Raw genomic sequence first — 24,869 nt, forward strand, 5'->3', positions numbered from 1 at the left:
CAAGCAAAGGCCGGGCAATGACCAAGGCATCCACATCGGACATAGTATCTCCCAGTACCGGCACGCTCGGCAAGGCGATTGCGCTCGTCGAGCTCGTCGCGCTCGCCGACCGGCCGCTGCGTTTCACCGATATCCTCGATCGGGCCGGCCAGCCTCGCGGCACGTTGCACCGGCAGCTCTGCCACCTGGTGGAGGAGGGGCTGCTGGAGATGAACGCGGACCACTGCTACGAGCCGGGCCTTCGGCTGCTCAAGCTCGCATCCAGGGCCTGGGGACGCAGCGACCTGCGGCGGCTCGCCGCCCCCCACCTGCAGGCGCTGCACGATGCCACCGGCGAGACGATCCATCTGGGCATGCTACGGGACACGGAGATCATCTATCTCGACAAGGTCGAAAGCCGCCAGGCCGTGCGCATGGCCTCGCAGATCGGCCGCGCCTCCCCGGCCTATTGCACCGGCGTCGGCAAGGCGGCGCTGGCGGCACTGCCCCAGCCCCGGCTCGACGCGCTGCTCGACCTGACCGAGATCAGGCCCTTCACGCAGCACACGATCGTCGAGCGCCAGGCTCTCGAGGCGGAAATCGCTGCGATCCGCAGGGCCGGCCATGCCTTCGACCGCGAGGAGCACGAGGCGGGCATCCGTTGCGTGGCGGCTGCGATCTTCGATCAGGAGAGGACGTTTATCGGCGGCGTTTCGGTCACGGGCCCGGCCTACAGGGTCGGCGAGGAGGCATTGCGCAACTGGGCGCCGCTGGTCCGGGCAGCGGCAAACGCCGTCATGGAGGAAATCGCCGCCCGCCTCGGACCCAAGGCATGATTGTTGCAGCGAAACGATACACGCACCAGGGCTGTCTTACCGTGCCATTTTACGGTAAATTAGTAGAACACGCTGGACGGATATAAAGGCCACGATTAGCCTCCCCTCCAACGAACATTTCTGGGTGCTTCGATTCATGGTTGTATCCCGGCGATAGGGTGCCCGCGGAATAGAGTTGCAATTCGAGTGCTGAGTGAACGCAGGCTGGCCAGGGGCTCGCCTGGTCGCAATACACTTCTCTCTGGAAAGACACCGGATGACCGAACAGCCTATCGTGATCGCCCCAGGGACGTCGCTGCGTTGGGTGCGCCGGTTCGTCGAGGCGGGGTCGGAACAGGAAGCGTCCGGGCTGCTGGCCGAAATGTCCAGGGAGTACGGGCTCCGCGGCTATCTGCTGACCGCCCTGCCGGCCACCACGTCCACCGAACTCCTGCCGCACGTGCTGGCGACGAACTGGCCGGTTGAAATGCTCTCGAGCTACGACGAGGCCGGCCTCGTCCTCGGCAGCCCGGTCATCCGCCACCTGCGGGGCAGCACCAATCCCTTCACGTTCGACGCTGTGAGCACGAATAGTTCGCGTCTCGACGGCAAGACCGAGATCGCCACCGGTCTCTTCAGGCAATACGGCCTTTCGCGCGGTGCCTATTTTCCGGCGCACAATCCGCTCGGCCAGCGCGGCGCGCTCGCATTCGCCGGCGACCGCCCGGCTCTTGCGCACATGGAAATGGCCGAACTGAATGCGATCGCCAATCTCGTCTTCACCAAGGTGCTCGAATGCCGGGCCGACGCGGACGCGCAGGTGCCGCTCTCCGGGCGTGAAATCGAATGCCTGTCCTGGGTCTCTGCCGGAAAGACCAGCATCGAGATTTCCGGGATCCTCGGGCTTTCGGAATACACCGTCAATCACTACCTCAACCGGGCGACGCGCAAGCTCGACGCCGTCAACCGGGTGCAGGCGGTGGCCAAGGCGATCCGGGCCGGACTTCTAACATGACCCTGGCCGGGGGCGTCGGCTGCAGGCAATATCGCAGGATCGAGGGGGAACCTGCTGACATCGGAGTGCATGGATGCGGGACGATATGACGGTGCAGGAACCGGGACAGGGCGGCGGCCAGGATTGCAGCGCCGAAATCGCCGGCCTGGAAACCCAGTTCGACATCGTCCGCTTCCTGCGGCGGACGGGCGAAGCGTTTTCGCTGAAGCATTTCATCGCGTTCTCGCTGCCCGGCTTCGAGGCGGAAAAGCTGTCGCCGCATTCGATCGTCAGCAACTGGCCTTCGGAACTGATGTCCAGGTACGACGCGCTGAACATGATCCGCCGCAGCCCCAGCATCCGCAAGCTGCGGGCGACGACGGTATCCTTCTCCTACGACCTGATGGCCTGGATCGCCGAGGCTACCCCGTCCGAGAAGCCGCTTGCCGAGTTTTCCGAAATGCTTCAACGGCATGGGCTGCGGATGGGGCACTTCTTTCCGGTGCACGATGCGCTCGGCAATCGCGGCGCCGTGGTCTGGAGCGGCGAGGGGGGCGACCTGAGCTTCGACAGCCGGCTGCTGTTGCAGATGATCTCCATCCAGGTGTTCAACCGGCTCGCCGAGATCGGCGCGGCCTGGAAGGCCGGGCAGGTCATGCTGACCGATCGCGAGATCGAGTGCCTGAGCTGGACGGCCGCCGGCAAGACCAGCCTGGAGATTGCCGAGATCCTCGGCCTGTCGGAGCATACCGTCAACCACTACCTCAACCAGGTCACCCGCAAGCTCGAGGCGGTCAATCGCACCCAGGCCGTGGTCAAGGCGATTCGTCGCGGCCTGATCAGCTGATTGCCGGTTCGAAAACCGTTCCGCTTCGACGCCGAATGCGCTATCAACGCGCCAATTCATTCTGGCGAGGCAGGCATGAGCGACATTTCCAAGGACCAGGTACTGGAGAAGCTGCGGACGGTTCGCGGCCCGGACATGGAAGGCAACATCGTCGATCTCGGGCTGGTGTCGGATGTCTTCATCTCCGACAGCAAGGTCTATTTCTCCATCACCGTGCCGGCCGAACGCGCCAAGGAGCTTGATCCCATGCGCGCGGCGGCCGAGCGGGTGGTCAAGGACATTCCCGGCGTCACGGCGGCCATGGTGGCACTGACGGCCGACAAGAAGGCGGGCACGGGCGGCGCGCCGGTGTCGCGGCCGCAGCCGCCGCAGCAATCCGCACAGCCGTCCGGCGGTCATGCCCACGCCGGTCACGCCCACGCCGGACACGCCCATCCCGCCCCCGGCCAGCAGGCGCCGCGCGCCAAGATCGGCGTTCCGGGCGTCGAGGCGATCATCGCGGTCGCCTCCGGCAAGGGCGGCGTCGGCAAGTCGACCACCGCGGTCAACCTGGCGCTGGCGCTGAAGGCCAACGGCTTGCGGGTCGGCATTCTCGATGCCGACATCTACGGCCCCTCCATGCCCCGGCTCCTGAAGATTTCCGGACGCCCCCAGCAGATCGAAAACCGCATCATCAAGCCGATGGAGAACTACGGCGTCAAGGTCATGTCCATGGGCTTCCTCGTCGACGAGGAGGTGGCGATGATCTGGCGCGGCCCGATGATCCAGTCGGCGCTGATGCAGATGCTGCGCGAGGTCGCCTGGGGAGATCTCGACGTCCTCGTCGTCGACATGCCGCCGGGAACGGGCGATGCGCAGCTGACGATGGCCCAGCAGGTGCCGCTCGCCGGCGCCGTCATCGTCTCCACGCCGCAGGATCTGGCCCTGATCGACGCCCGCAAGGGGTTGAACATGTTCAACAAGGTCGAGGTGCCGGTGCTCGGCATCGTCGAGAACATGAGCTATTTCATCGCGCCCGATACCGGCAATCGCTACGATATCTTCGGCCATGGCGGGGCGCGCAGGGAAGCCGAGAAGATCGGCGTGCCGTTCCTCGGCGAAGTGCCGCTGACGATCGACATCCGCGAAACCTCGGACGCCGGAACGCCCGTCGTTGTCTCCAATCCGGAAGGGGCCGCAGCCAAGGTCTATCGCGAGATCGCCACGCGCGCCTGGGCCGAACTGAAGGCGAAGCAGGCGGCCGGCGGCCGGGGAGCGCCTTCGATCGTCTTCGAGTGAGGTTGCGCCTGAAGCATGTCGCGCAAAAGTGCGCAGCGGTTTTGTGACGACGACATGCGCAAAATCAAAGGTCTAAAGCACGGGAGCGAATCTGAAAGATTGCGACGTGCTTTTGCCGTCGGGTGACGGAAAAGTGACCGGGCTTGATTTTGATGCCGCACCGCGCAATATGCGCTTCCGCTCAGCTGTCTTGGGCGGGCGCGGGTGCGTCGAACCTGACAAGACAAAGGTGTGCGTTGGTCTTCCCCGGAGCCACTCGCAAGTGTTGACCGTCTATCGATCCAACGGGGAAGCTTTGCTTCTTGTCCCCGAAATGTTGGCAGATTCGGCCTCCATCCCCAACGGCGTCGTATGGATCGACCTGCTGCGCCCGACGCACGAGGAAGACGCTTACGTCGAGAAATATCTCGGCATCGACGTGCCGACCAAGGACGAGTTGAAGGACATCGAGCCTTCCAGCCGGCTCTACATGCAGGACGGCACGGTCTACATGACCGCCTCGCTCGTCTACAAGGCCGACAGCGACCAGCCGGAACTGACCGACGTCGCCTTCATCCTGGCGGACCATTGCCTGCTGACGATCCGCTACGCCGAGCCCCGGTCCTTCGACCTGTTCAAGGCGGCGATGCCGCGCATCACCGGCGGCTGCCCCTCGGGCACCATGCTGCTTGCGCGCCTGCTCGAAACCGTCGTCGATCGGACCGCGGAGGTTCTCGAGGCGTCCGTCGCCAGAGCCGACAAGCTGTCGCTCGAAGTGTTCGGCGACAGGCGGCACCTGACAAAGCGCCAGCCGCGCTACCTGGAAGACAGGCTGGTCGCCGTATCCGCGCTCCACCGGCTGGTGGCAAAGACGCGCGACAGCCTCATGTCGATGTCGCGGCTGATGACGTTCCTCTACGCCGCTCCGGCCCTTCAGCCGGATCGCGAAAGCCGCGAACTGTGCCGTACCGTCTCGCGCGACATCCAGTCCTTGTCCGAGCATGCGAGCTTCATTTCGAGCAACATCTCGTTCCTTCTGGATGCCTCGCTCGGCCTGATCAACCTGGAGCAGAACCAGATCATCAAGATCTTCTCGATCGCATCCGTGGCGCTGCTGCCGCCAACGCTGATCGCCTCGATCTATGGCATGAACTTCGAGTTCATGCCCGAGCTTCACTCCCCCTACGCCTATCCGCTGTCGCTCGGCGCGATGGTCGCCTCGGCTGTGATACCGTTTATCTTCTTCCGCTGGAAAGGCTGGCTCTAGGGCCTGTTGACCACCATGCCCCATACCGAAGCACCTGCCGCAGCCGGACACAGTCGCGCGCGCACTCTCCTGGTCCTGGCGATCGGGTCCGTCGGCGTCGTCTATGGCGATATCGGCACGAGCCCGCTCTACGCCTTTCGCGAAGCCTTGCGTCCGATTTCCGCCGACGGCGTCACCTGGGACGAGGTCGTGGGCCTCATCTCGCTGGTGATCTGGACGCTGACGATCATCGTCACCCTGAAATACGTGCTGTTCCTGCTGCGGGCCGACAACCAGGGCGAGGGCGGCACGCTGTCGCTTCTGGCGTTGCTGATGAAGTCCGCCAACGGCCACAAGGCCATCCTGTTCTTCATGGGGCTGGCGGGTGCCGCCCTCTTCATCGGCGATGCGATGATCACGCCGGCGCTGTCGGTTCTGTCTGCCGTGGAAGGATTGAAGCTCGTCACGCCCTCCTTCGAGGAGTATGTCGTCCCGATATCCGTCGTCATCCTCGTCGTGCTGTTCGCCGTCCAGTCCTGGGGAACGGCGGCGGTATCGAAGTTCTTCGGCCCGATCACCATACTCTGGTTCCTCGTCATGGCGGTGGCCGGTGCCGTCCACCTGGGCGACGACCTCAGCATCCTGCTCGCCTTCAATCCCCTCTATGCGGTCAATTTCCTCTATCAGGACGGCTATCTCGGTTTCGTCGTCCTCGGCGCGGTCTTCCTGACGGTGACCGGCGCCGAGGCGCTCTATGCCGATCTCGGCCATTTCGGCCGCAGGCCGATCCAGTGGGCCTGGTTCTGTCTGGTGTTCCCGGCGCTGACGCTGAACTACCTGGGGCAGGGCGCGCTCGTGCTGAAGCATCCCGAGGCGATCGGCAATCCGTTCTTCCTGCTGTTTCCGCAGTGGGCGCTGCTGCCCGCCGTGATCCTCGCGACCGCGGCCACGATCATCGCCAGCCAGGCGGTCATCACCGGTGCCTTCTCGATCACGAGGCAGGCGATCCACCTCGGCTTCCTGCCGCGCATGGAGATCTTCCACACCTCCGAGACGCAGACCGGCCAGATCTACCTGCCGGCGGTCAACGCCATCCTGCTCTTCGGCGTCATGCTGCTCGTCTTCGTCTTCGCCTCGTCGGAAGGGCTCGCCACCGCCTACGGCATCTCGGTCACCGGCGCCATGGTGGTGACCACCGTGCTCGCCTTCGAGTTCCTGCGCATGCGCTGGCGCTGGAAGCCGATCACGGCGACGATGGTGCTGCTGCCGCTGCTGCTTCTCGAACTGACGTTCCTGGGCGCCAACCTCTTGAAGATCCACGACGGCGGCTATGTTCCCATCCTGATCGCGGCGACCTGCATGATCATGATGTGGACCTGGGTGCGCGGAACAGCCCTGCTGCGCGAGAAGACGCGGCACATCGAGGTGCCGCTGGAATCCTTCGTGAAGTCGATCGAGAAGAAGAGCGCCCACGCCCCCGTCTCGGTCTCCGGCACGGCGATCTTCCTGACCAGCGATCCCGATTCGGCGCCGGCGGCCCTGTTGCACAACATCAAGCACAACCGCGTCCTGCACGAGCAGAACTACATCCTGACGATCACCTCGACGAACACGCCCAAGGTGCCACCGGCCGAGCGCTGCAGCATGGAGCGGATCTCCGACCGTTTCGCCCGCATCCAGGTCCGCTTCGGCTTCATGGAGACGCAGAACGTGTCCCAGGCGCTGGGGCTGTTTCGAAAGTCGGGCGTGAAGTTCGACATCATGACGACCTCGTTCTACCTCGGCCGGCGCAAGCTCGTTCCGGACCACCACTCCGGCATGCCGCACTGGCAGGACCGCCTCTACATCGCCATGGCCAACGCGGCCGTCGACCCCTCCGACTACTTCCGCCTGCCGACCAACCGCGTCGTGGAACTCGGATCCCAGGTCATCATCTGAAGCGGCAATCATCATCGGAAGCCGGCCGCCGTCCGGGGGCTTGGCTGCTGCCGGCAGCTCCGCTCGCGAAGACGTGATCGCGGCCGGTGCCGGCATATGCATTCCTGCTTAAGAGGACGCGCTCCGTTAACCGTCCATCAAGGTTAATTCTTCATTCTCGGTCAACGAACAGGCCGAAATCATTCCGCGTCGCCGGGGTGGGCTTCAGCAAATATTCGCCAGCAGGTGCAGCGCCGTCCCGGCCGTTCGGGGCGACGATCCCGCTCGGCCGCGTTGTCGGAGTGTAACGTTGCGTAAGAGTTGCGTTGGAATGATGAGAGAGGTTCTGTCGCCGGCCCTGTCGCGAGCCCTGGCGCCGGTCCTGGCGCGCAAAGGCTGGCGCGCGCCGCTTGCTCTCGGGGTCGCCCTGTTTTCCGTCTCCGCCTTCGATGTCGGGCATGCCGACCTGGCCACCTTCGTCTCCGGCGTCAACCGCAAGGGCGGCAACCAGCAACTGGTCATGACCCGCGCACCGGCCGGCGCCATCCATGCGGTCGACATTGCCTTCAATGATCCGATCACGACGGGCGCGCTCGCCGGCGGCGCCGGGCTGGAGCTGCCGGGCGGCGGTGAGGCCTCGCTCCTCAACGCCCGCAAGGGGCAGGGCGGCACCCCCGACGAGGACCGCGTCACCCGGGACCGGAAGAAGGGGCGAATCGTCGCCGTCACCCCCGTGACGCCGCCGAAGGCGTTCTCCGCCGGCTCCGTGCTCGACCGGCAGGCGTCGCTGATGATCGATCCCGACTTCGACGTCAGCGAACGCATGCAGTTCGTCTCGCCGAAGATCCGCGGCAAGGAGATCCAGATCGCCACCGCCTTCTACCGCAAGAAGCCTGTGACCGCCGATCCGGGCGTGCCGGCGATGCTGGCCGGCCTCGTCAACAACGACCGGGCCGACATCCTGGCGACCGCCTATGCGCCGCCGGAGCCCGACTACGCGCGCGTCTCGCCGTTCGATTCGATCCTGGCCGGCAGGAACGCCGACCAGGGCCGCTTCATTCCCGAGATCGCCCCCGAGGATCACGCCTGGGCGGCGACGGTGCTGCCGGCGACGGTCTTTTCAGCGGCGGAACAGAAGTGCCTGGCGACCGGCATCTATTTCGAGTCGAGGGGCGAAAGCCTCAAGGGCCAGGCGGCCGTCGCCCAGGTCATCCTCAACCGCGTGCGCAACCCCGCCTATCCGGGCACGATATGCGGCGTCGTCTACCAGGGAGAAAAGCTGCGCACCGGTTGCCAGTTCTCCTTCACCTGCGACCGCATCCCCGATCTCGTGCTGGCGCCCTGGCACTGGAAGACCGCCAAGGAGATCGCCATGGCGGTGACCGCCGGCAAGATCTGGCTGCCGGAAGTCGGCTCCTCCACCCACTACCACGCCACCTATGTCAGGCCGAACTGGGGGCCGACGATGAAGCGCGTCGCCAAGATCGGCAAGCACATCTTCTACCGGACCTACGGCGGCGGCTGGATCTGAGACGACCCGCCCTGTGGCCGGGGCCGCGACAAGTCGTAGCGCGGCGCGTGATTCCCCGGCCGTCATCTGCCGGGAATCGTGGAGAAGCTGTCAAATATTTGATATTGTTAGGTTAATTTCGCGCTGGTCAAAGCTTTCCCCCGCCTTGACTATGCAAGCCCCTAAAACTATGTTGCGCCCGACTTCAATCGGGCCTGAAGCTGGCTTAAAACCTAGCCGTGATTATGACCGCAATAGGGCGCATGCGTCCGGGCGGAGCGGGAGGAAAGCGCCATGAAGGGCAGCCGCAAGGAAAGTCTGGAAGAACGTCTGCAGCGTCTCGACGCCGAACTCGCAAAGAGGCGCACTGAGGACAACGCAGACGATGTCGCCGAAGAGAAGGCAGCCGAAAGCCGAAAGGGCTATGCGGCCGCCATGAAGCTCTCCAGCGAATTCGTGGCCGCGATCATCGTCGGCGCGCTTCTGGGCTATCTTGTGGACCGGTTTGCCGGTACGGCTCCCTGGGGGATGATCGTGCTTCTGTTGCTCGGCTTCTGCGCCGGCGTGCTGAATGTGATGCGGTCGGCTGGCATGGTGGCATCTCCCCATCCCGTCGACCGGATGGCCGGCAGGGATGCTGCCGGCAAGACGAATACGAACAAGGACGGCGCCTGAGCGCTGTCTAATTGTGACGAATACCCCGTCCGGTGGGCGGCAAACGAGAGAGAAAAAAGCGGTGGCAAACGATCCGACCCATCAGTTTCTGGTCAACAAGATTGTTCCGATCGAGATTGGCGGAATCGATTTCTCGTTCACCAACGCTTCCCTGTTCATGGTCGCATCCGCCGCGGTCGCCTCGGGCTTCCTCTACCTGACCACCTCGCAGCGCGGCATCATTCCAAGCCGCCTGCAGTCGGTCTCCGAAATGTCCTACGAATTCATTGCCTCGATGCTGCGCGAAGGCGCCGGCAGCAGCGGCATGAAGTTCTTCCCGATGGTCTTCTCGCTGTTCATGTTCATCCTGACGGCGAACCTGCTCGGCATGATGCCGTATTTCTTCACGGTCACCAGCCAGATCATCGTCACCTTTGCGCTGGCGCTGTTCGTCATCGGCACGGTCGTCCTCTACGGTTTCTACAAACACGGCTTCGGCTTCCTCAAGCTGTTCGTGCCGCACGGCGTTCCAGGCGCCCTTCTTCCGCTCGTCGTCGCGATCGAGATCATCTCGTTCCTGTCGCGTCCGATCAGCCTCTCCGTCCGTCTCTTCGCCAACATGCTGGCGGGGCACATCACGCTCAAGGTGTTCGCAGGCTTCGTCGCCTCGCTCGGAACCCTCGGCGCGCTGGGCATCGGCGGCGCGATCCTGCCCCTCATCATGACGGTCGCCTTGACCGGTCTCGAGTTCCTCGTGGCATTCCTGCAGGCCTATGTCTTTGCGGTACTGACGTGCATGTACCTCAATGACGCGATCCACCCGGGCAGCCACTAAGGATAAAGTCGTTGGTGCGTTCCGCACCAGTCCAAGCCGCAACAACCCATTCGAAGGAGTTCATCATGGAAGCGGAAGCAGCAAAGTACATCGGCGCAGGTCTCGCATGCTTTGGCATGGCCGGCACGGCCCTCGGCCTCGGCAACATCTTCGGCAACTACCTCGCCGGCGCACTGCGCAACCCGTCTGCTGCTGACGGTCAGTTCGGCCGCCTCGTATTCGGCTTCGCCGTTACGGAAGCTCTGGGCATCTTCTCGCTGCTCATCGCTCTGCTGCTGCTCTTCGCCGTCTGATACGGCTCGAAGACCGGACCACGGCTCTCTTCTCAGGAGCCGTGGTCCGCTTGATATTTGAGTGCACCTGGAGGTGAGCATGTCTGCGACCGCGGCCAAGGCCGAGTCCATCCCATTCAAGATCGCTCAGGCCGAGACCCCGACGGAGACGCACGATGCCGCTCCGGCAGGTGATGCGCACGGCGCCGTTCCGGCTGGCGAACTGCACACCGAAACGGGGGTCGCGCATGGCGAAGAGCATGGAAGCGGCGTCTTCCCGCCCTTCGACGCCTCGACCTTCCCTTCCCAGCTCCTGTGGCTGGCGATTACCTTCGGTATCTTCTACCTGGTCATGTCCAGGATCATCGTGCCGCGCATCGGCTCGATCCTCGAGACGCGCCATGACCGCATCGCGCAGGATCTCGACGAGGCATCGCGCCTGAAGGCCGAGGCCGACAATGCGATCTCGACCTATGAAAAGGAACTGGCGGACGCCCGCGCCAAGGGCAACGTCATCGCCACCGAGGCACGCGAAGCCGCCAAGGCCAAGGCCGACGCGGAGCGCCTGAAGAACGAGGAAAGCCTCAACGGCAAGATCGCCGCCGCCGAGACCCGCATCGCCGGGATCAAGGACAAGGCACTCGCCGACGTCGGCGCGATCGCCGAGGAAACCGCAGCCGCCGTCGTCGAACAACTGATCGGCGGCAAGACCACCAAGGCCGAGATTTCGGCTGCGGTGAAGGCCGCGGCGAAGTAAGGAGCGACGACCATGGCATTTGATGCAACTTTCTACGCCTTCGTCGGCCTCGTCCTGTTCCTGGCCCTGATCGCCTATCTCAAGGTTCCGGCCATGATGGGCGGCGCGCTGGACCAGCGGGCAGAGAAGATCTCCAACGACCTCGCCGAAGCCAAGCGGCTGCGCGAGGAGGCCCAGAGCCTGCTGGCCGAATACCAACGCAAGCGCAAGGAAGCCGAGGCCGAGGCTGCCGCGATCGTCGCGGTCGCCCAGCGCGAGGCCGAGGCGCTGGCCGCCGAGGCCAAGCAGAAGACGGAAGAATACGTGGCACGGCGCACGGCGCTGTCGGAACAGAAGATCAAGCAGGCCGAAGCCGACGCCATCAACGCCGTCCGCTCCGCTGCCGTCGATCTCGCCATCGGCGCGGCCGAGACCGTGCTGGCGGCAAAGAAGGACGTGCAGATCGGCAAATCGCTGTTCGACAAGGCCGTCTCGGAAGTCAAGTCACGGCTGAACTGAGGTTCGACCGAAGCGTTTTATTGAAAAGGGCCGGAGCGATCCGGCCCTTTTTCGTTGCGGGGTGTCGGCGACAACATGTCCGGCAGGGCAAAAGTCACCGTCATGTGCCAACGCTGCGGCCGGATGCCGCGTTCCTGAGCCGGGCGCCGGCGACCGAGCCAGCCTGATGGATCCAACGGAAAATCATGCAGCAAGCATGTCGCGGGCGTCGTCACGCGGGATTGCAGCCACGGCACGCACGGTCACCAGGGCTCCAAGGTGCAAATAGCGATTGTAGCGGGTCGGGATGCGCCTCTTCACGCGGAAGCACGTCTGCCTCAGTCCAGCGCATCCTGGCGGAACGGGCGGAAGCTCATGCGGTGCAGGGTGCAGGGGCCGAGCGTACCGATCGCGTCGCGGTGGCGCTCGGTGCCGTAGCCGGCATGGGTGCCGAAGCCGTAGCCCGGATAGCTGTTGTCGGCGCAGGCCATCATCCGGTCGCGGACGACCTTGGCGACGATGGAGGCGGCGGCGATCGAGAGCACCCGCGCATCGCCCTTCACCACCGCGCGCCCGGCGCAGGCGAGCCCCGGCGGAACGTCGAGTCCGTCGGTCAGCACCAGTCCGGGGCGAAGGGTCAGGCCGCAGACCGCCCGGCGCATGGCATCGAGGCTGGCCTTGCGGATGTCGGTGCGGTCGATCCGGCGTGCGCTGCTGGAGGCGACGGAGACGACCGAGGTCGCAAGGATCTGCACGAACAGGGCTTCGCGCTTGGCCGCGGTCAGTTGCTTGGAATCGTTCAGGCCGTCGGGAATCCGTTCCGGATCGAGCACGACAGCAGCCGCGACCACAGGCCCGGCCAGCGGCCCGCGACCGGCCTCGTCCGCGCCGGCCACCGGCCATTGCCCGGCCCGGCGTGCCGAAAGCTCCATCGAGAAATCGGGCCCGACGGGAAGGTCGAAGAGAAGGGGGGAATCGGTGGTCGTGCGGCGTGGCATGCGGCGACCCTCGCACGACCGACCGATTCCCCGCAAGTCCCCGGGCGAGGCGGCACCCGGGAACGTCGACATTGCGAGGGGACAGGGCAATGTCGAATGGAAGGGGCAATAGCGCGCCCCGAGGTTCGTCAAGAAACGCAGTGCCTGCCGCCGGGACGATCTACAGCAGCGACAGTTGCACCCCGCTGCCCGACGGCGGCACGAACAGGTCCGCCGACAGGCTCCGCCGCGTCCGCCCCAGCTTCAGTCGTTTCGTCGCCAGTTCGAAGCGGCGCGCGATCTGCCAGGCATAGGGACCGGCGCCCTTCATCCGCTTGCCGAATTCCGCGTCGTAATCCTTGCCGCCGCGCATGGAGCGCACCAGCGACATGACGTGGCGATAGCGGTCCGGGTACTCGCGCAGCAGCCAGTCGCGGAACAGCGGGCTGACCTCCAGCGGCAGGCGCAGCAGCACGTAGCTTGCCTCCTGCGCCCCGGCGGCCTTGCCGGAATCGAGGATCCGCTCGATCTCGTGGTCGTTCAGCCCCGGAATGATCGGCGCCACCATCACGCTGACCGGAACGCCGGCCTCTGAGAGCGCACGCATCGCCTCCAACCGCCGCGGCGGGGTCGCCGCCCTCGGCTCCATGCTGCGGGCCAGCTTGCGGTCGAGCGTCGTCACCGACAGCCCGACCCAGGCCAGCCCCTTGGCGGCCATGCGCGACAGGATGTCGATGTCGCGCATGATCAGCGCCGACTTGGTCACGATAGAGACGGGATGGTTGGCCGTCTCCAGCACCTCCAGGATCTGGCGCATGATCCGCCATTCCTTCTCGATCGGCTGGTAGGGGTCCGTATTCGTGCCGATCGCTATCACGCGCGGCCTGTAGCCCGGCTTCGAAAGCTCGCGCTCCAGAAGTTTCGGCGCGTCCGGCTTGGCAAACAGCCTGGCCTCGAAGTCGAGCCCCGCCGAAAGCCCCATGAAGGCATGCGTCGGCCGCGCGAAGCAGTAGATGCAGCCATGCTCGCAGCCGCGATAGGGGTTGATCGAACGGTCGAAGGGAATGTCCGGAGACTCGTTGCGGGTGATGATGCTGCGCGGCTTTTCGACCTGCACCTCGGTCTTGAAGGGCGGCAGGTCCTCGAGCGTCTGCCAGCCGTCGTCGAAGCGCTCGCGCACCTGCTGCTCGAAGCGGCCCGAAAAGTTCATCCCGGCTCCGCGCCCGCGGCGGCGGTCGATGTCGATCCTTAGGCCGCTCTGCGCCACCAGCGCATCGGCAATGTCGGTCGTATTGGCGGGCGCGAGCGCGCCCTGCCTGAGACTGGACAGGTCTGTCATCGGGTTTCTCCGTGGGGGGAATCGTGTCCCTCCGATGACTTTATTCCTATCAGCGGAAAGAGAACAATACAAGAACAAAAAGCCTGGCGGCAGGGTGAGGGTGCGCAGATGACCAATTTGCTACCACTAAGTGCAATCCAGGCGTTTGTAGCCAGTGGCGCTGTGTGTTGCGATGCGATAATGGTCAGCGATGCTGACGGTGATCATGGAAAGCCGAGACAATGAACCCGAGCTGGCGCAGACCTTGTCCGCGCTGGTGGCGGGCGCCGTGGAAGGCATCGTGCGCGACGTGATCGTGCTCGATCACGGCTCGCACGACGGCTCGCCCGAGATCGCCGACGCGGCCGGCTGCCGCTTCATGACCGAGTGGAGCGTGGACGAGATCGTGCGCTCCGCCCGCGGCGACTGGCTGCTGCTTCTGGAGCCCGGCGCGCGGCCGCTCTACGGCTGGGTCGATGCGGTCTCCGAGCATGTGTCGCTGAACAAGGGACCGGCGCGCTTTGCCGGTTCGCGCAACCATCGCCGGCCGTTGATGCGCAGGCTCGTAGGACGGCGGCCGCCGCTCGAATGCGGCCTGCTCGTATCCAAGCGCCAGGCCTGCGCGATCGTGCGCAAGGGCATGAAGCTGGACGAACTTGCCGTCGGCCTGGCGGCCCGCAAGCTCGTTGCCGAGATCGTCCCGGCCTGGGCCGTCCGTGCCATGCGCGACTAGGCTCCGAGGGGCCGTTTGTCCCGGCCGAGCATGCCGGGTCTTGATCACACGAAAAGAAAACGGACAATATCGGCAGGTTGTGGCGTCGCGTCGAAACGCGGGAGGTGCAGATGCTGATTGGCACTTGTCACTGCGAGGCAGCACACTGGACGATGGCGGGCGATCCGGGACCGGTCACGGCGTGCAACTGCACCCTGTGCCGCCGCTACGGCGCCCTGTGGGCCTATGACTACGAAGGCAAGCGCATCGATCTTCACGGAACCACCAAGGCATTCAGCCGCGTTGGCAAGGAGAAGCCCTCGCTTGAAATCCGCTTCTGCCCGACCTGTGCCTGCGTCCTGTGCTGGCGGGGGCTGAGCCTCGATCCGGACGGGCGCCGGCGCATGGCGGTTAACGTCCGCCTTGCGCCGCCCGAGGCGGTTGCGCATCTGCCGATCGACCACTTCGACGGGCTGGACAGCTTCGACGATCTGCCGCGGGATGGCCGCTGCGTCCGCGACCTGTGGTTCTGAAGCGGAAACCGCGCCGGCGGCAGTCGCTTTCGCCTATTTACGCTTCAGGTGCTCGTCGAGCCGCGGCATGATCTCGACGAAGTTGCAGGGCATGTGCCGGTAGTCGAGTTGGGCTTCGAGGATTCCGTCCCAAGCGTCGCGGCAGGCGCCGGGCGAGCCGGGCAGGACGAAGATGAAGGTGGCGTTCGCCACGCCTCCCGTGGCGCGCGACTGGATCGTCGAGGTGCCGATCTTGTCGTAGGAGATCCGGTGGAACACCTCGGAGAACCCGTCCATGCGCTTTTCGAACAGTGGCTCCAGCGCTTCCGGGGTGACGTCGCGGCCGGTAAAGCCGGTCCCGCCGGTGGTGATCACCACGTCGATCGCCGCGTCCCTGGTCCACGCCTCGACCTGGCCAAAGATCGCCTGCCTGTCGTCGGTCACGATGGCGCGGGCGCCCAGCCGGTGCCCGGCCTTCTCCAGCCGCTCGACCAGCGTGTCGCCGGAGCGGTCGTCCGAAAGCGTGCGGGTGTCGGAGACCGTGAGCACGGCGATTGAAAGCGGAATGAACGGTCTCGTCTCGTCAAGGCGCGCCATGGCCGTCCTCTCCTTCGAAAGCTGCGCTGGCGACGACGAACCAGCCGGGATGCGCAGCGCCCAGATCCCGCGCCGCCTGCTCGGCCGCCTCCAGGCTGTGATAGAGCCCGAAGCAGGTCGCGCCCGAGCCGGACATGCGCACGAACACAGGCCCGGTTGCGGCAAGCGCCTGCTTGACCGTTTCGATCTCGGGGCAGAGGGCGGCAGCAGGTGCCTCCAGATCATTGCGCATCGTCTGCAGCGCGCCAAGCCAGCAGGGCCCGGCCGTGCCCGCCTTGGGAACCTTCAGGCGCGGATTGTGCTTGTCCGGCAGGTGCCGGAAGATCTCCGGCGTCGAGACGCCGACGAGTGGATTGACGAGCACCATGGCAAGCGCGGGCACGTCGGCCCGCAGTTCGATCTCCTCGCCGATCCCGCGGGCGACAAGCGGCCGGGAGGCGAGGCACATCGGCACGTCGGCCCCGAGGCCCAACGCGATGCCGTCGAGCAGGCCCCGGTCGATCCCGGCGCTCCAGTGGCGCACGAGCCCGCGCAAGGTCGCCGCCGCATCCGCCGAGCCGCCGCCGATGCCGGACGCGACCGGCAGGTTCTTTTCCAGGTGCAGGTGAACCGGTGGAGCGGCGATGCCTCTTTCAATAAGGGCCTCCCGAAGCCGGTCGCGCGCCTTGAGCACCAGGTTGTCGCCCTCGGGCGTATCGCCCAGTTGGGCGGCAAAGCGGCCGGACAGGGTGAGACTGTCCGCCTCGGCGGGCGCGATCGAAACCCGGTCGCCGAAGGCGGCAAAGGTCACGAGCATGTCCAGGAGGTGATAGCCGTCGGCGCGCTGGCCGACGACATGCAGCGCCAGGTTGATCTTCGCCGGCGCCGGCTCCGTCAGCCTGATACCGGACACACCACCGTCGTGAACCATGGAGCGATCAGGACTTCTTGTCGGGGTCGCCCGGCGCGGGTTCCTTGACCGGTTCCTTCTGCTCGATCGCCTGGGCTGCGGCCGGCGGTGTGTTGCTCTCCTCCGGCAGGCCCTTTTCGATCTTCGCCTTGATCTTCGGGATCTCGGCCTCTTCCGGCTTCAGGCCCAGCGCCCGGTTCCACTGGAAGGTCGCCTCCAGCTTGCGCCCCACGCGCCAGTAGGCGTCGCCCAGGTGGTCGTTGATCGTGGGGTCGCCCGCACGCAGTTCGGCGGCGCGCTCGAGCTCGGTCACCGCGTCGTCATACTGGCCCATGCGGAAATAGGCCCAGCCGAGCGAGTCGACGATATAGCCGTCGTCAGGCTTGGCGCTGACGGCGCGGCGGATCATGTCGAGGCCTTCCTCGAGATTGGTGTTCATGTCCACCCAGGAATAGCCGAGATAGTTCAGGACCTGCGGCTGCTCCGGGTTGAGCTCCAGCGCCTTGCGGAAGTTCGGCTCGGCGAGGTCCCATTTCTTCTGGCGCTCGTAGGCGATGCCGCGCTGGAAGTAGATCGACCATTGCGAGCGGTTGGGGACATTGCCCATCTCGTCGACGGCGCGGTCGTAGACCTCGCCCATCTCCTTGTATTCTTTCGCATCCGACAGCACGCTGCCATAGGCGAGGTAGCTGCGCATGTCCTTCGGATCCTCGGCGATCAGCGCCTTGAGGTGCGTCTTGGCCTCGTCGGTCTTGCCGAGATCGGCAAGCTGCAGGCCGAGCTGCAGTTCGGAAATGCGGCGCATCGGCGAGTTGGCCGGCACCTGCCGGTAGAACTCGATCGCCTGTTCCGGCTTCTTCTGGTTCTCCGCAAGCCCGCCGAGCAGGACCAGCGTATCGGCGCTGTCGGGATCGAGCGCGCGCGAGATCTGCAGGTAGAGCGAGACGATATCCTCGGCACCGTCGCGGTTCAGCGCGCCGCCGATGGAAAACAGCACGCCTGCGGCCCCTTGCGCTGCGGTGCGCACCTGCTGTTCCTGCTTCTCGCCCTTCTCGATGCTGTCGCGCAGCGCCTTCAGCGGTGCATAGCTTGCAACGAGGTTCTCGCCCACCGAGATGGCGTCGAGCGCCTTCTGCCTGTTGCCCTCGCGGGCTTCCAGCCGGGCCAGCGCCATCACGGCGCGCATGAAGGTGTCGGGAGCAGCACTTCCGCCGTTGCGATCCAGGATCGCATCGTTCAGCCGCTTGCGGGCCGTGTCCTTGTCGCCGGCCGCAGCCGCGATGGCGCCGGCATTGTAGTTCTTGAAGATCGAAAACCAGTCGGGACCGTCGAGACCGCTGATGTCGGCAAGCGCCTGCTTCGCCTTGCCGTCGCCGAACTTCGCCCAGGACAGCAGCAGGCCGTTCATCATGCGGTCGAGATCGTTCGGGCCGCTGTAGACGAGGATCTTCTCGGCCGTGCGGTACTCGCGCTTGCGTATGGCGTCCATCCCGCGCACCACCGTGGTGATGCGCTCGACGGCCGGATCGTCCTTCAGCGCATCGGCAAGCTTGACGCCGTCATCGAAGTTGCCGTCGAGCAGCAGCGTGATCATCAGCCGCTCTTTGACCTCGGTGTTGGTCGGGTCGAATTGCAGCGCGATCCGGTAGAGCTCGATCGCCGTCTTGTAGTCCTTGTCGACGTCGGCCGTCCGGGCAGCCAGGAAGGCGCCCGAGAAGCTGTCGACAGCCTTCGCATCGAAGATCTCAGTCTCTGCGGCAACGGCCGGTTCTTCCGCTCTTGCGGCCGGCGGACCGGCAAGCGCGACGCCGGCAAGGATCGCGGCGCTCGAAAGAAGCCGGATGAAAAGGGAATGCCGCATGCAGATGCCTTTCACTAGGGAGGACGGCGGGCACGCCGCCCGGAAGCTCGTCACGATCCTGTCCAAATCAGCGTGGACTCATGACCGCAGAGAATGGCTTTTTTGGCGCGGTGCGGCAAGAAAATCCGTCGCCCGCGACGCGCAACAATTCGTAATCAGCTGACGCGCGAGATACAGAAGTCGATCACTTCCAGGAGCGCGGACTTCCACGGGCTTGCCGGCAACGGCGCCAGCGCGTCGCGGGCGATCGTGCCGTAGTGCTGCGCGCGCGCGATCGTGTCGGACAGGCCGCCGTAGCGGGTGATCAGCCCGAGCGCATGGTCCAGGTTTTGGTCGTCGCTCTCGCCGCCCTCGATCGCCTTGCGCCAGAAGGCGCGGTCCTCGGCCGTGCCGCGCCGCCAGGCGAGGATGACGGGAAGGGTGATCTTGCCCTCGCGGAAATCGTCGCCGACGTTCTTGCCGAGATCGGCCGCCTTGCCGCCATAGTCGAGCGCGTCGTCGACGAGCTGGAAGGCCAGCCCCAGGTTCATGCCGTAAGACTTCAGCGCATTGCGCTCCGCCCGGCTGGTATTGGCCACGATCGGACCGACTTCGGCGGCGGCTGCGAACAGGGCCGCGGTCTTGGCGCGGATGACTTCGAGGTAGTCGTCCTCCGTCGTCTCCATGTTCTTGGCGACCGAAAGCTGCAGCACCTCGCCCTCGGCGATCACGGTGGCGGCCGAGGAAAGCACGTCGAGCGCCTCGAGCGAGCCGACCTCGACCATCATCTTGAAGGCCTGGCCGAGCAGGAAGTCGCCGACCAGCACGCTCGCCTGGTTGCCCCAGATCATCCGGGCGGTGGACTTGCCGCGGCGCAGGTCGCTCTCGTCGACGACGTCGTCGTGCAGAAGCGTCGCCGTGTGCATGAATTCGACGCTGGTCGCGAGCTTGACGTGGTGGTCGCCCTCGTAGCCGAACATGGCGGCAGAGGCGAGCGTCAGCATCGGCCGCAGGCGCTTCCCGCCCGAGGAAATCAGGTGGTTCGCGACCTCCGGAATCATCTGGACGTCGGAGCCTGCCTTGGAGAGGATCAGCTGGTTGACGCGCTCCATGTCGGCTTTCGTCAGGTCCACCAGGGGCTTTACCGATGCCAGTTTGTTTTTGCCTTCGTCCAGCGGTATCACGACGCCCACGTGCGGGGACTCCTGTTCAATTCTGTCGCGGGACAATAGAAAGGGGGGCCTGCCGGAGCAAGAGGCGAATTGACAAGCCGGCGAAAATAAGACGGAAAAAGGAATGATCGAACTCATCCGGACCAACGACGCGGTGCTGCTCTCCTTTGCCGAGAGCCTGATGAAGGATGCGGGCATCCATTGCTTCATCGCCGACGAGGGCATGAGCATCCTCGAGGGCTCGCTCGGCATGCTGCCGCGGCGCCTCCTGGTCGAGGCCGACCGCGAGGACGAGGCCCGGCGCATACTGACCGACGCGGGGCTCGGCGCGGAGTTGCGGTCGTGAGTGAGGGACGGCGGCAGGGTTTGAACGTGCGGCGGCACACCCCCCTCTGCCCTGCCGGGCATCGCCCGACACGCGAGGCCCGTCGTGCCCGCCGCTGACACCGTCGACGCCTTTCATCGCGGCCGTTTCCACCTGGTCCAGCCAAAAGGGGGAGGGCATCGCTCCGGCATGGATGCGATGCTGCTGGCCTCGCTAGTCGCCGCTGAGGGCCTGATCAGCGTCGCCGACCTCGGCGCCGGTGCCGGCGCGGCGGGGCTGGCGGTGGCGTCCCGCATCGAGGACGCCCGCGTGCTCCTGGTCGAGCGCTCTCCCGCCATGGCGGACTATGCGCGGAAAAGCCTGGCGCTGCCCGAGAACTCATACCTTGCCGGCCGCGTCTCCATCCTCGAGGCCGACGTCACCCTGACCGGCCGGGCGCGGCTCGCAGCGGGGCTCCAGGACGAGGTGCACGATCACGTCATCATGAACCCGCCCTTCAACGATGCGAGCGACCGGCGCACGCCGGACGCGCTGAAGGCCGAGGCGCACGCGATGGAAGACGGGCTCTTCGGCCAGTGGATCCGCACCGCCGGCGCGATCATGAAGCCCGGCGGCCAGCTCTCCCTGATCGCCCGGCCCGAGCAGATCGCCGAGATCGTCGGCGCCTGCGGCAAGCGCTTCGGCGGCATCGAGGTCACCGCGCTGCATCCGCGCCCGGGCGAGAGCGCCGTGCGCATCCTCGTCACCGCCATCAAGGGCTCGCGGGCGCGGCTCGTGCTACGCGCGCCGCTGGTCATGCACGAGGGCGCCGGCCACCGCTTCTCCGCCTTCGTCGACGACCTCAACAACGGCCGCGCCGCCTATCCGCGGCTCGGGCGCACGCGGGCGAAGCCCTCGCTGACACCTGCGGCATCCTGACGCTCCCCTGACCGGCCGATCACCGGCCCCTTCGCGGCGTGCCGATTTTGCGCCCCGGCCATTGCGTTTTACCGCCGCGTGCATACATCTGGCGATAACGCAGAATGGGAGAATGATAAGCGAGATGGCCGGATTTTTGAGGAAGTTGATGCCGAAGCGGTTCCGCAAGGAGGGCGTCACAATTCCGGTCGTGCGGTTGCAGGGTGCCATCATGGCCGGCGGCAGCCAGTTCCGCCCCGCGCTCAATCTCGCAGCCGTCGCCCCCGTCCTGGAGAAGGCCTTTTCAGACAAGGCAGCCCCCGCCGTCGCCATTTCCATCAATTCGCCCGGCGGCTCGCCGGTGCAGTCGCGGCTGATCTTCCAGCGCATCCGCGATCTCGCCGCGGAGAAGAACAAGCGCGTGCTCGTCTTCGTCGAGGACGTGGCGGCGTCCGGCGGCTACATGATCGCGCTTGCCGGCGACGAGATCTTCGCCGACCCGACCTCCATCGTCGGCTCCATCGGCGTCGTTTCCGGCGGCTTCGGGTTTCCGGAGCTGTTGAAGAAGATCGGCGTCGAGCGGCGCGTCTATAGCGCCGGCGAGAACAAGGTCATCCTCGACCCGTTCAAGCCGGAGCGGGAATCCGACATCGACTACCTGAAATCGCTGCAGGTCGAGATCCACGCCGTCTTCATCGACATGGTCAAGGCGCGGCGCGGTTCGCGGCTCGCCGACGATCCGGACATCTTTTCCGGCCTGTTCTGGACCGGCCAGCGCGGGCTGGCGCTCGGCCTGATCGATGGCCTTGCCGACATGCGCGGCGAGATCCGCCGCCGTTACGGCGCCAATGCCGGCCTGCGTCTGGTCTCGCCGGCGCGTGGCCTGTTCGGCCGCAAGGTGCCGGGTGTCGGCTCCGGCCTGCTGGCGCTAGCCGGCGAGGGTGCCGGGGCCGCCAGCATCGGGGCGCTCTCGGAGCTCGCCGAGGAAAAGGCGCTCTGGGCGCGCTTCGGCCGATAGAAGCAAGGGGGAGGGACACTTGGCTCAGATCATATTCCTGCTTCTGGTCGTCGCCGTCGCCTGGTACGGCTACCGCAAGTTCGTCACCGACGCCGAGCGGCTGACCCGCAAGCGCCGCGCCGCCGAAAGGGAACGCCAGAACGAGGCGATCGGAACCCTTATCAAGGATCCGAAGACCGGCGAATACCGCCTGCGCCGCGACGACGAATAGCCGCCATCTGTCCGGTCCATGGGACTATGGCGCGCGTCCCTGTCCCGGAACGGCGCACAAACCGCTGTCGGTAAGGTTAACAGCGTATAAATGCCGGGCCGGGGCCGCGTGGACATTGCGCCGGCGTGGCTAACCCGCGAAATCTGCCATTCCTGATTGAACTGCACGGGAAGGAAGATTTCATGGCCTCGCTTGATCTCGCCGGCATCCGCACCATCGTCGTCACCGGCGGCGCCGGTTTCATCGGCTCGCATGTGGTGGACGACCTGCTGCAGGCCTGCCCGGCCGCCGAGATCCGCGTGCTGGACGCCTTCACCTATGCCGCCGACATGGCAAACCTCGACGGCGCCATGCGCACCGGCCGCGTCACCCTGCGCCAGGGCGATGTCGGCAATCTCGATCTCGTCTCCGATGTCCTGCGGGGTGCCGAACTCGTCGTCCACGCCGCCGGCGAAAGCCATGTCGAGCGCGCGCTCGTAGCCCCGGAGCGCGCCAGCCTCTCCAACGCCATCGGCACGCAGGTGCTGGTCGAGGCGATGGCGCGGCGCCGCGTGCCGCTGATGATCCATGTCAGCACCGCCGAGGTCTATGGCGCCGCAGGCCCCATGCCGTCCGAGACCGCGGCGATGCGGCCGGACAATCCGCTCGCCGCCTCCAAGGCCGCAGCCGAGATGCTGCTTTCCGGGCTGCGGCCGCAGCATGATCTCGACATCCGCGTGCTGCGCCCCGTCAACGTCATCGGCACGCGCCAGAACGCCGAGAAGCTGGTGCCGCGCTTCCTCGAGCTCGCCGCTGTCGGCAAGCCACTGTCGGTGCATGGCAACGGCAACCAGCGTCGCGCCTTCCTCGCCGTGTCCGATCTCTGCACCGCCCTTCGCGCCGTCGCCAGCCGCGGCGAAAAGAACGGCGTCTACAACGTCGCTGCTCCCGGCAGCCATTCCATCCTCGACGTGGCCCGCATGGTCCTCGATGCCGTGCCGGACCCGGTGGCAGGCGTCGTCTTCACCGGCGGCCGCCCGGCCAATGTCACCCGTTCCGCGGTATCGACGGCTGCACTCGAGGCGCTCGGCTGGCGCGCCGAGGCAACGCTTTTGGGCGAGATGAAGCATCTCGCCGGCTGGTATCGCGCCCGCCTGTCGCCGGCTTCGCGCACGGTCTTCCGCACCGTTCCAGGCCTGGCACCCGGCCGGGCTGCGGCGGCCACACAGCCGGCGGGCTCCGGCCTGTTCCGCTCGCTCGAACGGCACTGATCACGCCAACGGGCGGCCAAAGGACCAAGCGGCACCCTTGACCCTGCCGCCCCGCCGTGGCACCTGTCCGCCCGACCTGAAAGACCATCCGGACCGGACCGATGACCCAACCTCTTGCCCCCGCCGCGCTACCCGATCACATGCACCCGACCCGCTCCTTCCAGGGGCTGATCCTGACGCTTCACAACTACTGGGCGGACAAGGGTTGCGCGGTGCTGCAGCCCTACGACATGGAGGTCGGCGCCGGCACCTTCCATCCGGCGACGACGCTCCGCGCACTCGGGCCGAAACCGTGGAAGGCAGCCTATGTCCAGCCCTCGCGCCGCCCCTCCGACGGCCGCTACGGCGAAAACCCCAACCGCCTGCAGCACTATTACCAGTACCAGGTCATCCTGAAGCCGAACCCGTCCAACCTGCAGGAGCTCTACCTCGGCTCGCTCGAAGCGATCGGGCTTGATCCCCTGCTGCACGACGTGCGCTTCGTCGAGGACGACTGGGAAAGCCCGACGCTCGGCGCCTGGGGGCTTGGTTGGGAATGCTGGTGCGACGGCATGGAAGTCTCCCAGTTCACCTATTTCCAGCAGGTCTGCGGCATCGAATGCGCGCCGGTCTCCGGCGAGCTGACCTACGGTCTGGAGCGCTTGGCGATGTACGTGCAGGGCGTCGACAACGTCTACGACCTGAACTTCAACGGCCGCGAGGGTGAGGACAAGATCACCTACGGCGACGTCTTCCTGCAGGCGGAGCAGGAATATTCCCGCCACAACTTCGAATTCGCCGACACCGGGATGCTGCATCGCCATTTCGTCGATGCCGAGAAGGAATGCCTGGCACTTCTTTCAGCCGGCGCACCGGGAGATGCGGACAATCGGCGCCTGCACAAATGCGTCTTTCCCGCCTACGACCAGTGCATCAAGGCATCCCACGTCTTCAACCTGCTCGACGCCCGCGGTGTGATCTCCGTCACCGAGCGCCAGAGCTACATCCTGCGCGTCCGCACGCTCGCAAAAGCCTGCGGCGAAGCCTTCCTGCTCACCGACGCCGGCGGCGTGAACTGGGTCGAGAAGGCGGCGTGATAGATGGTGGCCCGTGCTTCGCTTGCCGGGCTGCGATGCGTCGCTGCGATCATCATGCCGATATCTCCTCGAAGAAGCCCGTGACCGAAAGTGCGAGGCCGTCCGGCGCCGGATCCGTACTGCTCGATACGTGGCCGGCATAAATCTGCAGCGCGCGGCGTACGCCGATCGGGCGCTCGGGCACGGCGGCGACCATGTAGGCGAGGAAGAGGGCGGCAAAGCCGAGGGCGTCGAGGGTGAGGGCGAGCTTCTTCATGGTGGCGGACGCTGGCTTGGGGCGCTGGCTTTTCCGGCTTTTGGTGCAGCCCCGGGGTTGATCGATGGTCCAGTATCGCCGCGGCCGCCCGAACGCGCGGTTCCCGGGGGAACAGGGCAGCGCTGGCGCGATCTCGTTGAAAGGACAGCGTGAAAGTTCCCGCGGGCCGGCGCCGCCGCTGGACTTGCCGGACCAAAAGGCTTTTCCACGGGCAACCACCGCACGAAGGGCGGAAAGGGCTTTCCTCCGCCCGCGCGAA

The 24,869-nt window shown here is 65.8% G+C and carries 27 protein-coding genes; 20 read left to right on the forward strand and 7 right to left on the reverse strand.

From position 1 onward, the window contains the following. Positions 1-17 precede the first annotated feature (17 nt). From GGQ64_RS04810 to GGQ64_RS04865, 12 genes are all read left to right on the forward strand, one after another. A complete protein-coding gene (locus GGQ64_RS04810; protein WP_183799903.1) occupies positions 18-815 on the forward strand; it encodes an IclR family transcriptional regulator in 798 nt (265 codons plus the stop codon). A 256-nt stretch (positions 816-1,071) separates the two neighbouring features. Further along, the gene (locus tag GGQ64_RS04815) at positions 1,072-1,809 is read left to right on the forward strand and encodes a helix-turn-helix transcriptional regulator (protein WP_183799906.1); all 738 of its coding nucleotides are present in this window, start codon (positions 1,072-1,074) and stop codon (positions 1,807-1,809) included. A gap of 73 nt (positions 1,810-1,882) precedes the next feature. Beyond that, positions 1,883-2,635, forward strand: coding sequence for a helix-turn-helix transcriptional regulator (locus tag GGQ64_RS04820; RefSeq protein WP_183799910.1), 753 nt, complete (start codon positions 1,883-1,885; stop codon positions 2,633-2,635). Positions 2,636-2,710: 75 nt separating this feature from the next. Further along, positions 2,711-3,913: an iron-sulfur cluster carrier protein ApbC gene (apbC, locus tag GGQ64_RS04825; protein ID WP_183799912.1), complete on the forward strand. Its 1,203-nt coding sequence runs from the start codon at positions 2,711-2,713 to the stop codon at positions 3,911-3,913. 262 nt (positions 3,914-4,175) lie between these two features. Continuing rightward, positions 4,176-5,159, forward strand: coding sequence for a magnesium transporter CorA family protein (locus GGQ64_RS04830; protein WP_343059416.1), 984 nt, complete (start codon positions 4,176-4,178; stop codon positions 5,157-5,159). 15 nt (positions 5,160-5,174) lie between these two features. Then, positions 5,175-7,076 (forward strand): potassium transporter Kup, encoded by a 1,902-nt coding sequence (locus GGQ64_RS04835; RefSeq protein WP_183799916.1) that lies wholly within the window; start codon positions 5,175-5,177, stop codon positions 7,074-7,076. Positions 7,077-7,389: 313 nt separating this feature from the next. Then, entirely contained in the window at positions 7,390-8,586 is a 1,197-nt protein-coding gene (locus tag GGQ64_RS04840) for a cell wall hydrolase (protein WP_183800856.1), read from the forward strand. Positions 8,587-8,859: 273 nt separating this feature from the next. Beyond that, positions 8,860-9,240, forward strand: coding sequence for an AtpZ/AtpI family protein (locus GGQ64_RS04845; RefSeq protein WP_183799919.1), 381 nt, complete (start codon positions 8,860-8,862; stop codon positions 9,238-9,240). A gap of 61 nt (positions 9,241-9,301) precedes the next feature. After that, positions 9,302-10,054 carry a F0F1 ATP synthase subunit A gene (locus GGQ64_RS04850; RefSeq protein ID WP_183799922.1) on the forward strand — a complete coding sequence of 251 codons (753 nt, stop codon included), beginning with the start codon at positions 9,302-9,304 and terminating at the stop codon, positions 10,052-10,054. A gap of 65 nt (positions 10,055-10,119) precedes the next feature. Further along, positions 10,120-10,347 (forward strand): F0F1 ATP synthase subunit C, encoded by a 228-nt coding sequence (locus GGQ64_RS04855; protein ID WP_097135489.1) that lies wholly within the window; start codon positions 10,120-10,122, stop codon positions 10,345-10,347. Positions 10,348-10,426: 79 nt separating this feature from the next. Further along, positions 10,427-11,083, forward strand: a complete 657-nt coding sequence (locus GGQ64_RS04860; RefSeq protein WP_183799925.1) for a F0F1 ATP synthase subunit B — start codon at positions 10,427-10,429, stop codon at positions 11,081-11,083. A 12-nt stretch (positions 11,084-11,095) separates the two neighbouring features. Then, positions 11,096-11,581 carry a F0F1 ATP synthase subunit B gene (locus GGQ64_RS04865; protein WP_183799928.1) on the forward strand — a complete coding sequence of 162 codons (486 nt, stop codon included), beginning with the start codon at positions 11,096-11,098 and terminating at the stop codon, positions 11,579-11,581. Between the two features lie 317 nt (positions 11,582-11,898). On the opposite strand, the gene GGQ64_RS04870 is transcribed toward GGQ64_RS04865, so the two are convergent. Together GGQ64_RS04870 and GGQ64_RS04875 are read right to left on the reverse strand one after the other, a co-directional pair. Next, positions 11,899-12,558: a ribonuclease HII gene (locus GGQ64_RS04870; protein ID WP_183799931.1), complete on the reverse strand. Its 660-nt coding sequence runs from the start codon at positions 12,556-12,558 to the stop codon at positions 11,899-11,901. Positions 12,559-12,718: 160 nt separating this feature from the next. Next, positions 12,719-13,876, reverse strand: coding sequence for a PA0069 family radical SAM protein (locus tag GGQ64_RS04875; RefSeq protein ID WP_183799934.1), 1,158 nt, complete (start codon positions 13,874-13,876; stop codon positions 12,719-12,721). Positions 13,877-14,066: 190 nt separating this feature from the next. Here GGQ64_RS04875 and GGQ64_RS04880 point away from each other — a divergent pair, with 190 nt between their 5' ends. Together GGQ64_RS04880 and GGQ64_RS04885 are read left to right on the forward strand one after the other, a co-directional pair. Then, entirely contained in the window at positions 14,067-14,588 is a 522-nt protein-coding gene (locus GGQ64_RS04880) for a glycosyltransferase family protein (protein ID WP_183799938.1), read from the forward strand. Between the two features lie 110 nt (positions 14,589-14,698). After that, complete coding sequence (locus GGQ64_RS04885) at positions 14,699-15,100, forward strand: GFA family protein (protein ID WP_183799941.1); 402 nt, start codon at positions 14,699-14,701, stop codon at positions 15,098-15,100. A gap of 33 nt (positions 15,101-15,133) precedes the next feature. Here the strand turns inward: GGQ64_RS04885 and moaB are convergent, their stop codons facing one another. The 4 genes from moaB to GGQ64_RS04905 all read right to left on the reverse strand — a co-directional run bounded on the left by moaB (position 15,134) and on the right by GGQ64_RS04905 (position 19,598). Next, on the reverse strand, positions 15,134-15,676 hold the full coding sequence (gene moaB, locus GGQ64_RS04890; protein WP_183799944.1) for a molybdenum cofactor biosynthesis protein B: 543 nt from the start codon (positions 15,674-15,676) through the stop codon (positions 15,134-15,136). After that, positions 15,663-16,586 (reverse strand): 4-(cytidine 5'-diphospho)-2-C-methyl-D-erythritol kinase, encoded by a 924-nt coding sequence (locus tag GGQ64_RS04895; RefSeq protein ID WP_183799947.1) that lies wholly within the window; start codon positions 16,584-16,586, stop codon positions 15,663-15,665. The genes moaB and GGQ64_RS04895 overlap by 14 nt, the downstream gene beginning before the upstream one ends. Positions 16,587-16,593: 7 nt before the next feature. Next, positions 16,594-18,426 carry a tetratricopeptide repeat protein gene (locus tag GGQ64_RS04900; RefSeq protein WP_183799950.1) on the reverse strand — a complete coding sequence of 611 codons (1,833 nt, stop codon included), beginning with the start codon at positions 18,424-18,426 and terminating at the stop codon, positions 16,594-16,596. A 155-nt stretch (positions 18,427-18,581) separates the two neighbouring features. Next, positions 18,582-19,598 carry a polyprenyl synthetase family protein gene (locus tag GGQ64_RS04905; protein ID WP_183799953.1) on the reverse strand — a complete coding sequence of 339 codons (1,017 nt, stop codon included), beginning with the start codon at positions 19,596-19,598 and terminating at the stop codon, positions 18,582-18,584. A gap of 103 nt (positions 19,599-19,701) precedes the next feature. Between GGQ64_RS04905 and GGQ64_RS04910 the strand changes: the two genes are divergently transcribed. From GGQ64_RS04910 to GGQ64_RS04935, 6 genes are all read left to right on the forward strand, one after another. Further along, a complete protein-coding gene (locus GGQ64_RS04910; protein ID WP_183799956.1) occupies positions 19,702-19,923 on the forward strand; it encodes a putative signal transducing protein in 222 nt (73 codons plus the stop codon). An 84-nt stretch (positions 19,924-20,007) separates the two neighbouring features. Beyond that, on the forward strand, positions 20,008-20,820 hold the full coding sequence (locus GGQ64_RS04915; RefSeq protein WP_343059417.1) for a tRNA1(Val) (adenine(37)-N6)-methyltransferase: 813 nt from the start codon (positions 20,008-20,010) through the stop codon (positions 20,818-20,820). Positions 20,821-20,944: 124 nt separating this feature from the next. Then, positions 20,945-21,817: a S49 family peptidase gene (locus GGQ64_RS04920; RefSeq protein ID WP_183799958.1), complete on the forward strand. Its 873-nt coding sequence runs from the start codon at positions 20,945-20,947 to the stop codon at positions 21,815-21,817. A 19-nt stretch (positions 21,818-21,836) separates the two neighbouring features. After that, positions 21,837-22,028, forward strand: a complete 192-nt coding sequence (locus GGQ64_RS04925) for a hypothetical protein (RefSeq protein ID WP_183799961.1) — start codon at positions 21,837-21,839, stop codon at positions 22,026-22,028. 182 nt (positions 22,029-22,210) lie between these two features. Beyond that, entirely contained in the window at positions 22,211-23,278 is a 1,068-nt protein-coding gene (locus GGQ64_RS04930; protein WP_183799965.1) for a dTDP-glucose 4,6-dehydratase, read from the forward strand. Positions 23,279-23,418: 140 nt separating this feature from the next. Further along, complete coding sequence (locus tag GGQ64_RS04935; RefSeq protein WP_183800862.1) at positions 23,419-24,354, forward strand: glycine--tRNA ligase subunit alpha; 936 nt, start codon at positions 23,419-23,421, stop codon at positions 24,352-24,354. Between the two features lie 52 nt (positions 24,355-24,406). On the opposite strand, the gene GGQ64_RS04940 is transcribed toward GGQ64_RS04935, so the two are convergent. Beyond that, entirely contained in the window at positions 24,407-24,610 is a 204-nt protein-coding gene (locus GGQ64_RS04940) for a hypothetical protein (protein ID WP_183799968.1), read from the reverse strand. Positions 24,611-24,869: the final 259 nt, after the last annotated feature.

Origin of the sequence: Mycoplana azooxidifex, assembly GCF_014196765.1 — a bacterium.
Lineage (GTDB): Bacteria > Pseudomonadota > Alphaproteobacteria > Rhizobiales > Rhizobiaceae > Mycoplana > Mycoplana azooxidifex.

Bases quoted from the DNA above. Each gene is read 5' to 3' on its own strand.
- GGQ64_RS04810 (WP_183799903.1), top strand. From the start codon at position 18: ATGACCAAGGCATCCACATCGGACATAGTATCTCCCAGTACCGGCACG.
- GGQ64_RS04815 (WP_183799906.1), top strand. From the start codon at position 1,072: ATGACCGAACAGCCTATCGTGATCGCCCCAGGGACGTCGCTGCGTTGG.
- GGQ64_RS04820 (WP_183799910.1), top strand. From the start codon at position 1,883: ATGCGGGACGATATGACGGTGCAGGAACCGGGACAGGGCGGCGGCCAG.
- apbC (WP_183799912.1), top strand. From the start codon at position 2,711: ATGAGCGACATTTCCAAGGACCAGGTACTGGAGAAGCTGCGGACGGTT.
- GGQ64_RS04835 (WP_183799916.1), top strand. From the start codon at position 5,175: ATGCCCCATACCGAAGCACCTGCCGCAGCCGGACACAGTCGCGCGCGC.
- GGQ64_RS04840 (WP_183800856.1), top strand. From the start codon at position 7,390: ATGAGAGAGGTTCTGTCGCCGGCCCTGTCGCGAGCCCTGGCGCCGGTC.
- GGQ64_RS04845 (WP_183799919.1), top strand. From the start codon at position 8,860: ATGAAGGGCAGCCGCAAGGAAAGTCTGGAAGAACGTCTGCAGCGTCTC.
- GGQ64_RS04855 (WP_097135489.1), top strand. From the start codon at position 10,120: ATGGAAGCGGAAGCAGCAAAGTACATCGGCGCAGGTCTCGCATGCTTT.
- GGQ64_RS04860 (WP_183799925.1), top strand. From the start codon at position 10,427: ATGTCTGCGACCGCGGCCAAGGCCGAGTCCATCCCATTCAAGATCGCT.
- GGQ64_RS04865 (WP_183799928.1), top strand. From the start codon at position 11,096: ATGGCATTTGATGCAACTTTCTACGCCTTCGTCGGCCTCGTCCTGTTC.
- GGQ64_RS04870 (WP_183799931.1), bottom strand. From the start codon at position 12,558: ATGCCACGCCGCACGACCACCGATTCCCCCCTTCTCTTCGACCTTCCC.
- GGQ64_RS04875 (WP_183799934.1), bottom strand. From the start codon at position 13,876: ATGACAGACCTGTCCAGTCTCAGGCAGGGCGCGCTCGCGCCCGCCAAT.
- GGQ64_RS04880 (WP_183799938.1), top strand. From the start codon at position 14,067: ATGCTGACGGTGATCATGGAAAGCCGAGACAATGAACCCGAGCTGGCG.
- GGQ64_RS04885 (WP_183799941.1), top strand. From the start codon at position 14,699: ATGCTGATTGGCACTTGTCACTGCGAGGCAGCACACTGGACGATGGCG.
- moaB (WP_183799944.1), bottom strand. From the start codon at position 15,676: ATGGCGCGCCTTGACGAGACGAGACCGTTCATTCCGCTTTCAATCGCC.
- GGQ64_RS04895 (WP_183799947.1), bottom strand. From the start codon at position 16,586: ATGGTTCACGACGGTGGTGTGTCCGGTATCAGGCTGACGGAGCCGGCG.
- GGQ64_RS04900 (WP_183799950.1), bottom strand. From the start codon at position 18,426: ATGCGGCATTCCCTTTTCATCCGGCTTCTTTCGAGCGCCGCGATCCTT.
- GGQ64_RS04910 (WP_183799956.1), top strand. From the start codon at position 19,702: ATGATCGAACTCATCCGGACCAACGACGCGGTGCTGCTCTCCTTTGCC.
- GGQ64_RS04920 (WP_183799958.1), top strand. From the start codon at position 20,945: ATGGCCGGATTTTTGAGGAAGTTGATGCCGAAGCGGTTCCGCAAGGAG.
- GGQ64_RS04930 (WP_183799965.1), top strand. From the start codon at position 22,211: ATGGCCTCGCTTGATCTCGCCGGCATCCGCACCATCGTCGTCACCGGC.
- GGQ64_RS04935 (WP_183800862.1), top strand. From the start codon at position 23,419: ATGCACCCGACCCGCTCCTTCCAGGGGCTGATCCTGACGCTTCACAAC.
- GGQ64_RS04940 (WP_183799968.1), bottom strand. From the start codon at position 24,610: ATGAAGAAGCTCGCCCTCACCCTCGACGCCCTCGGCTTTGCCGCCCTC.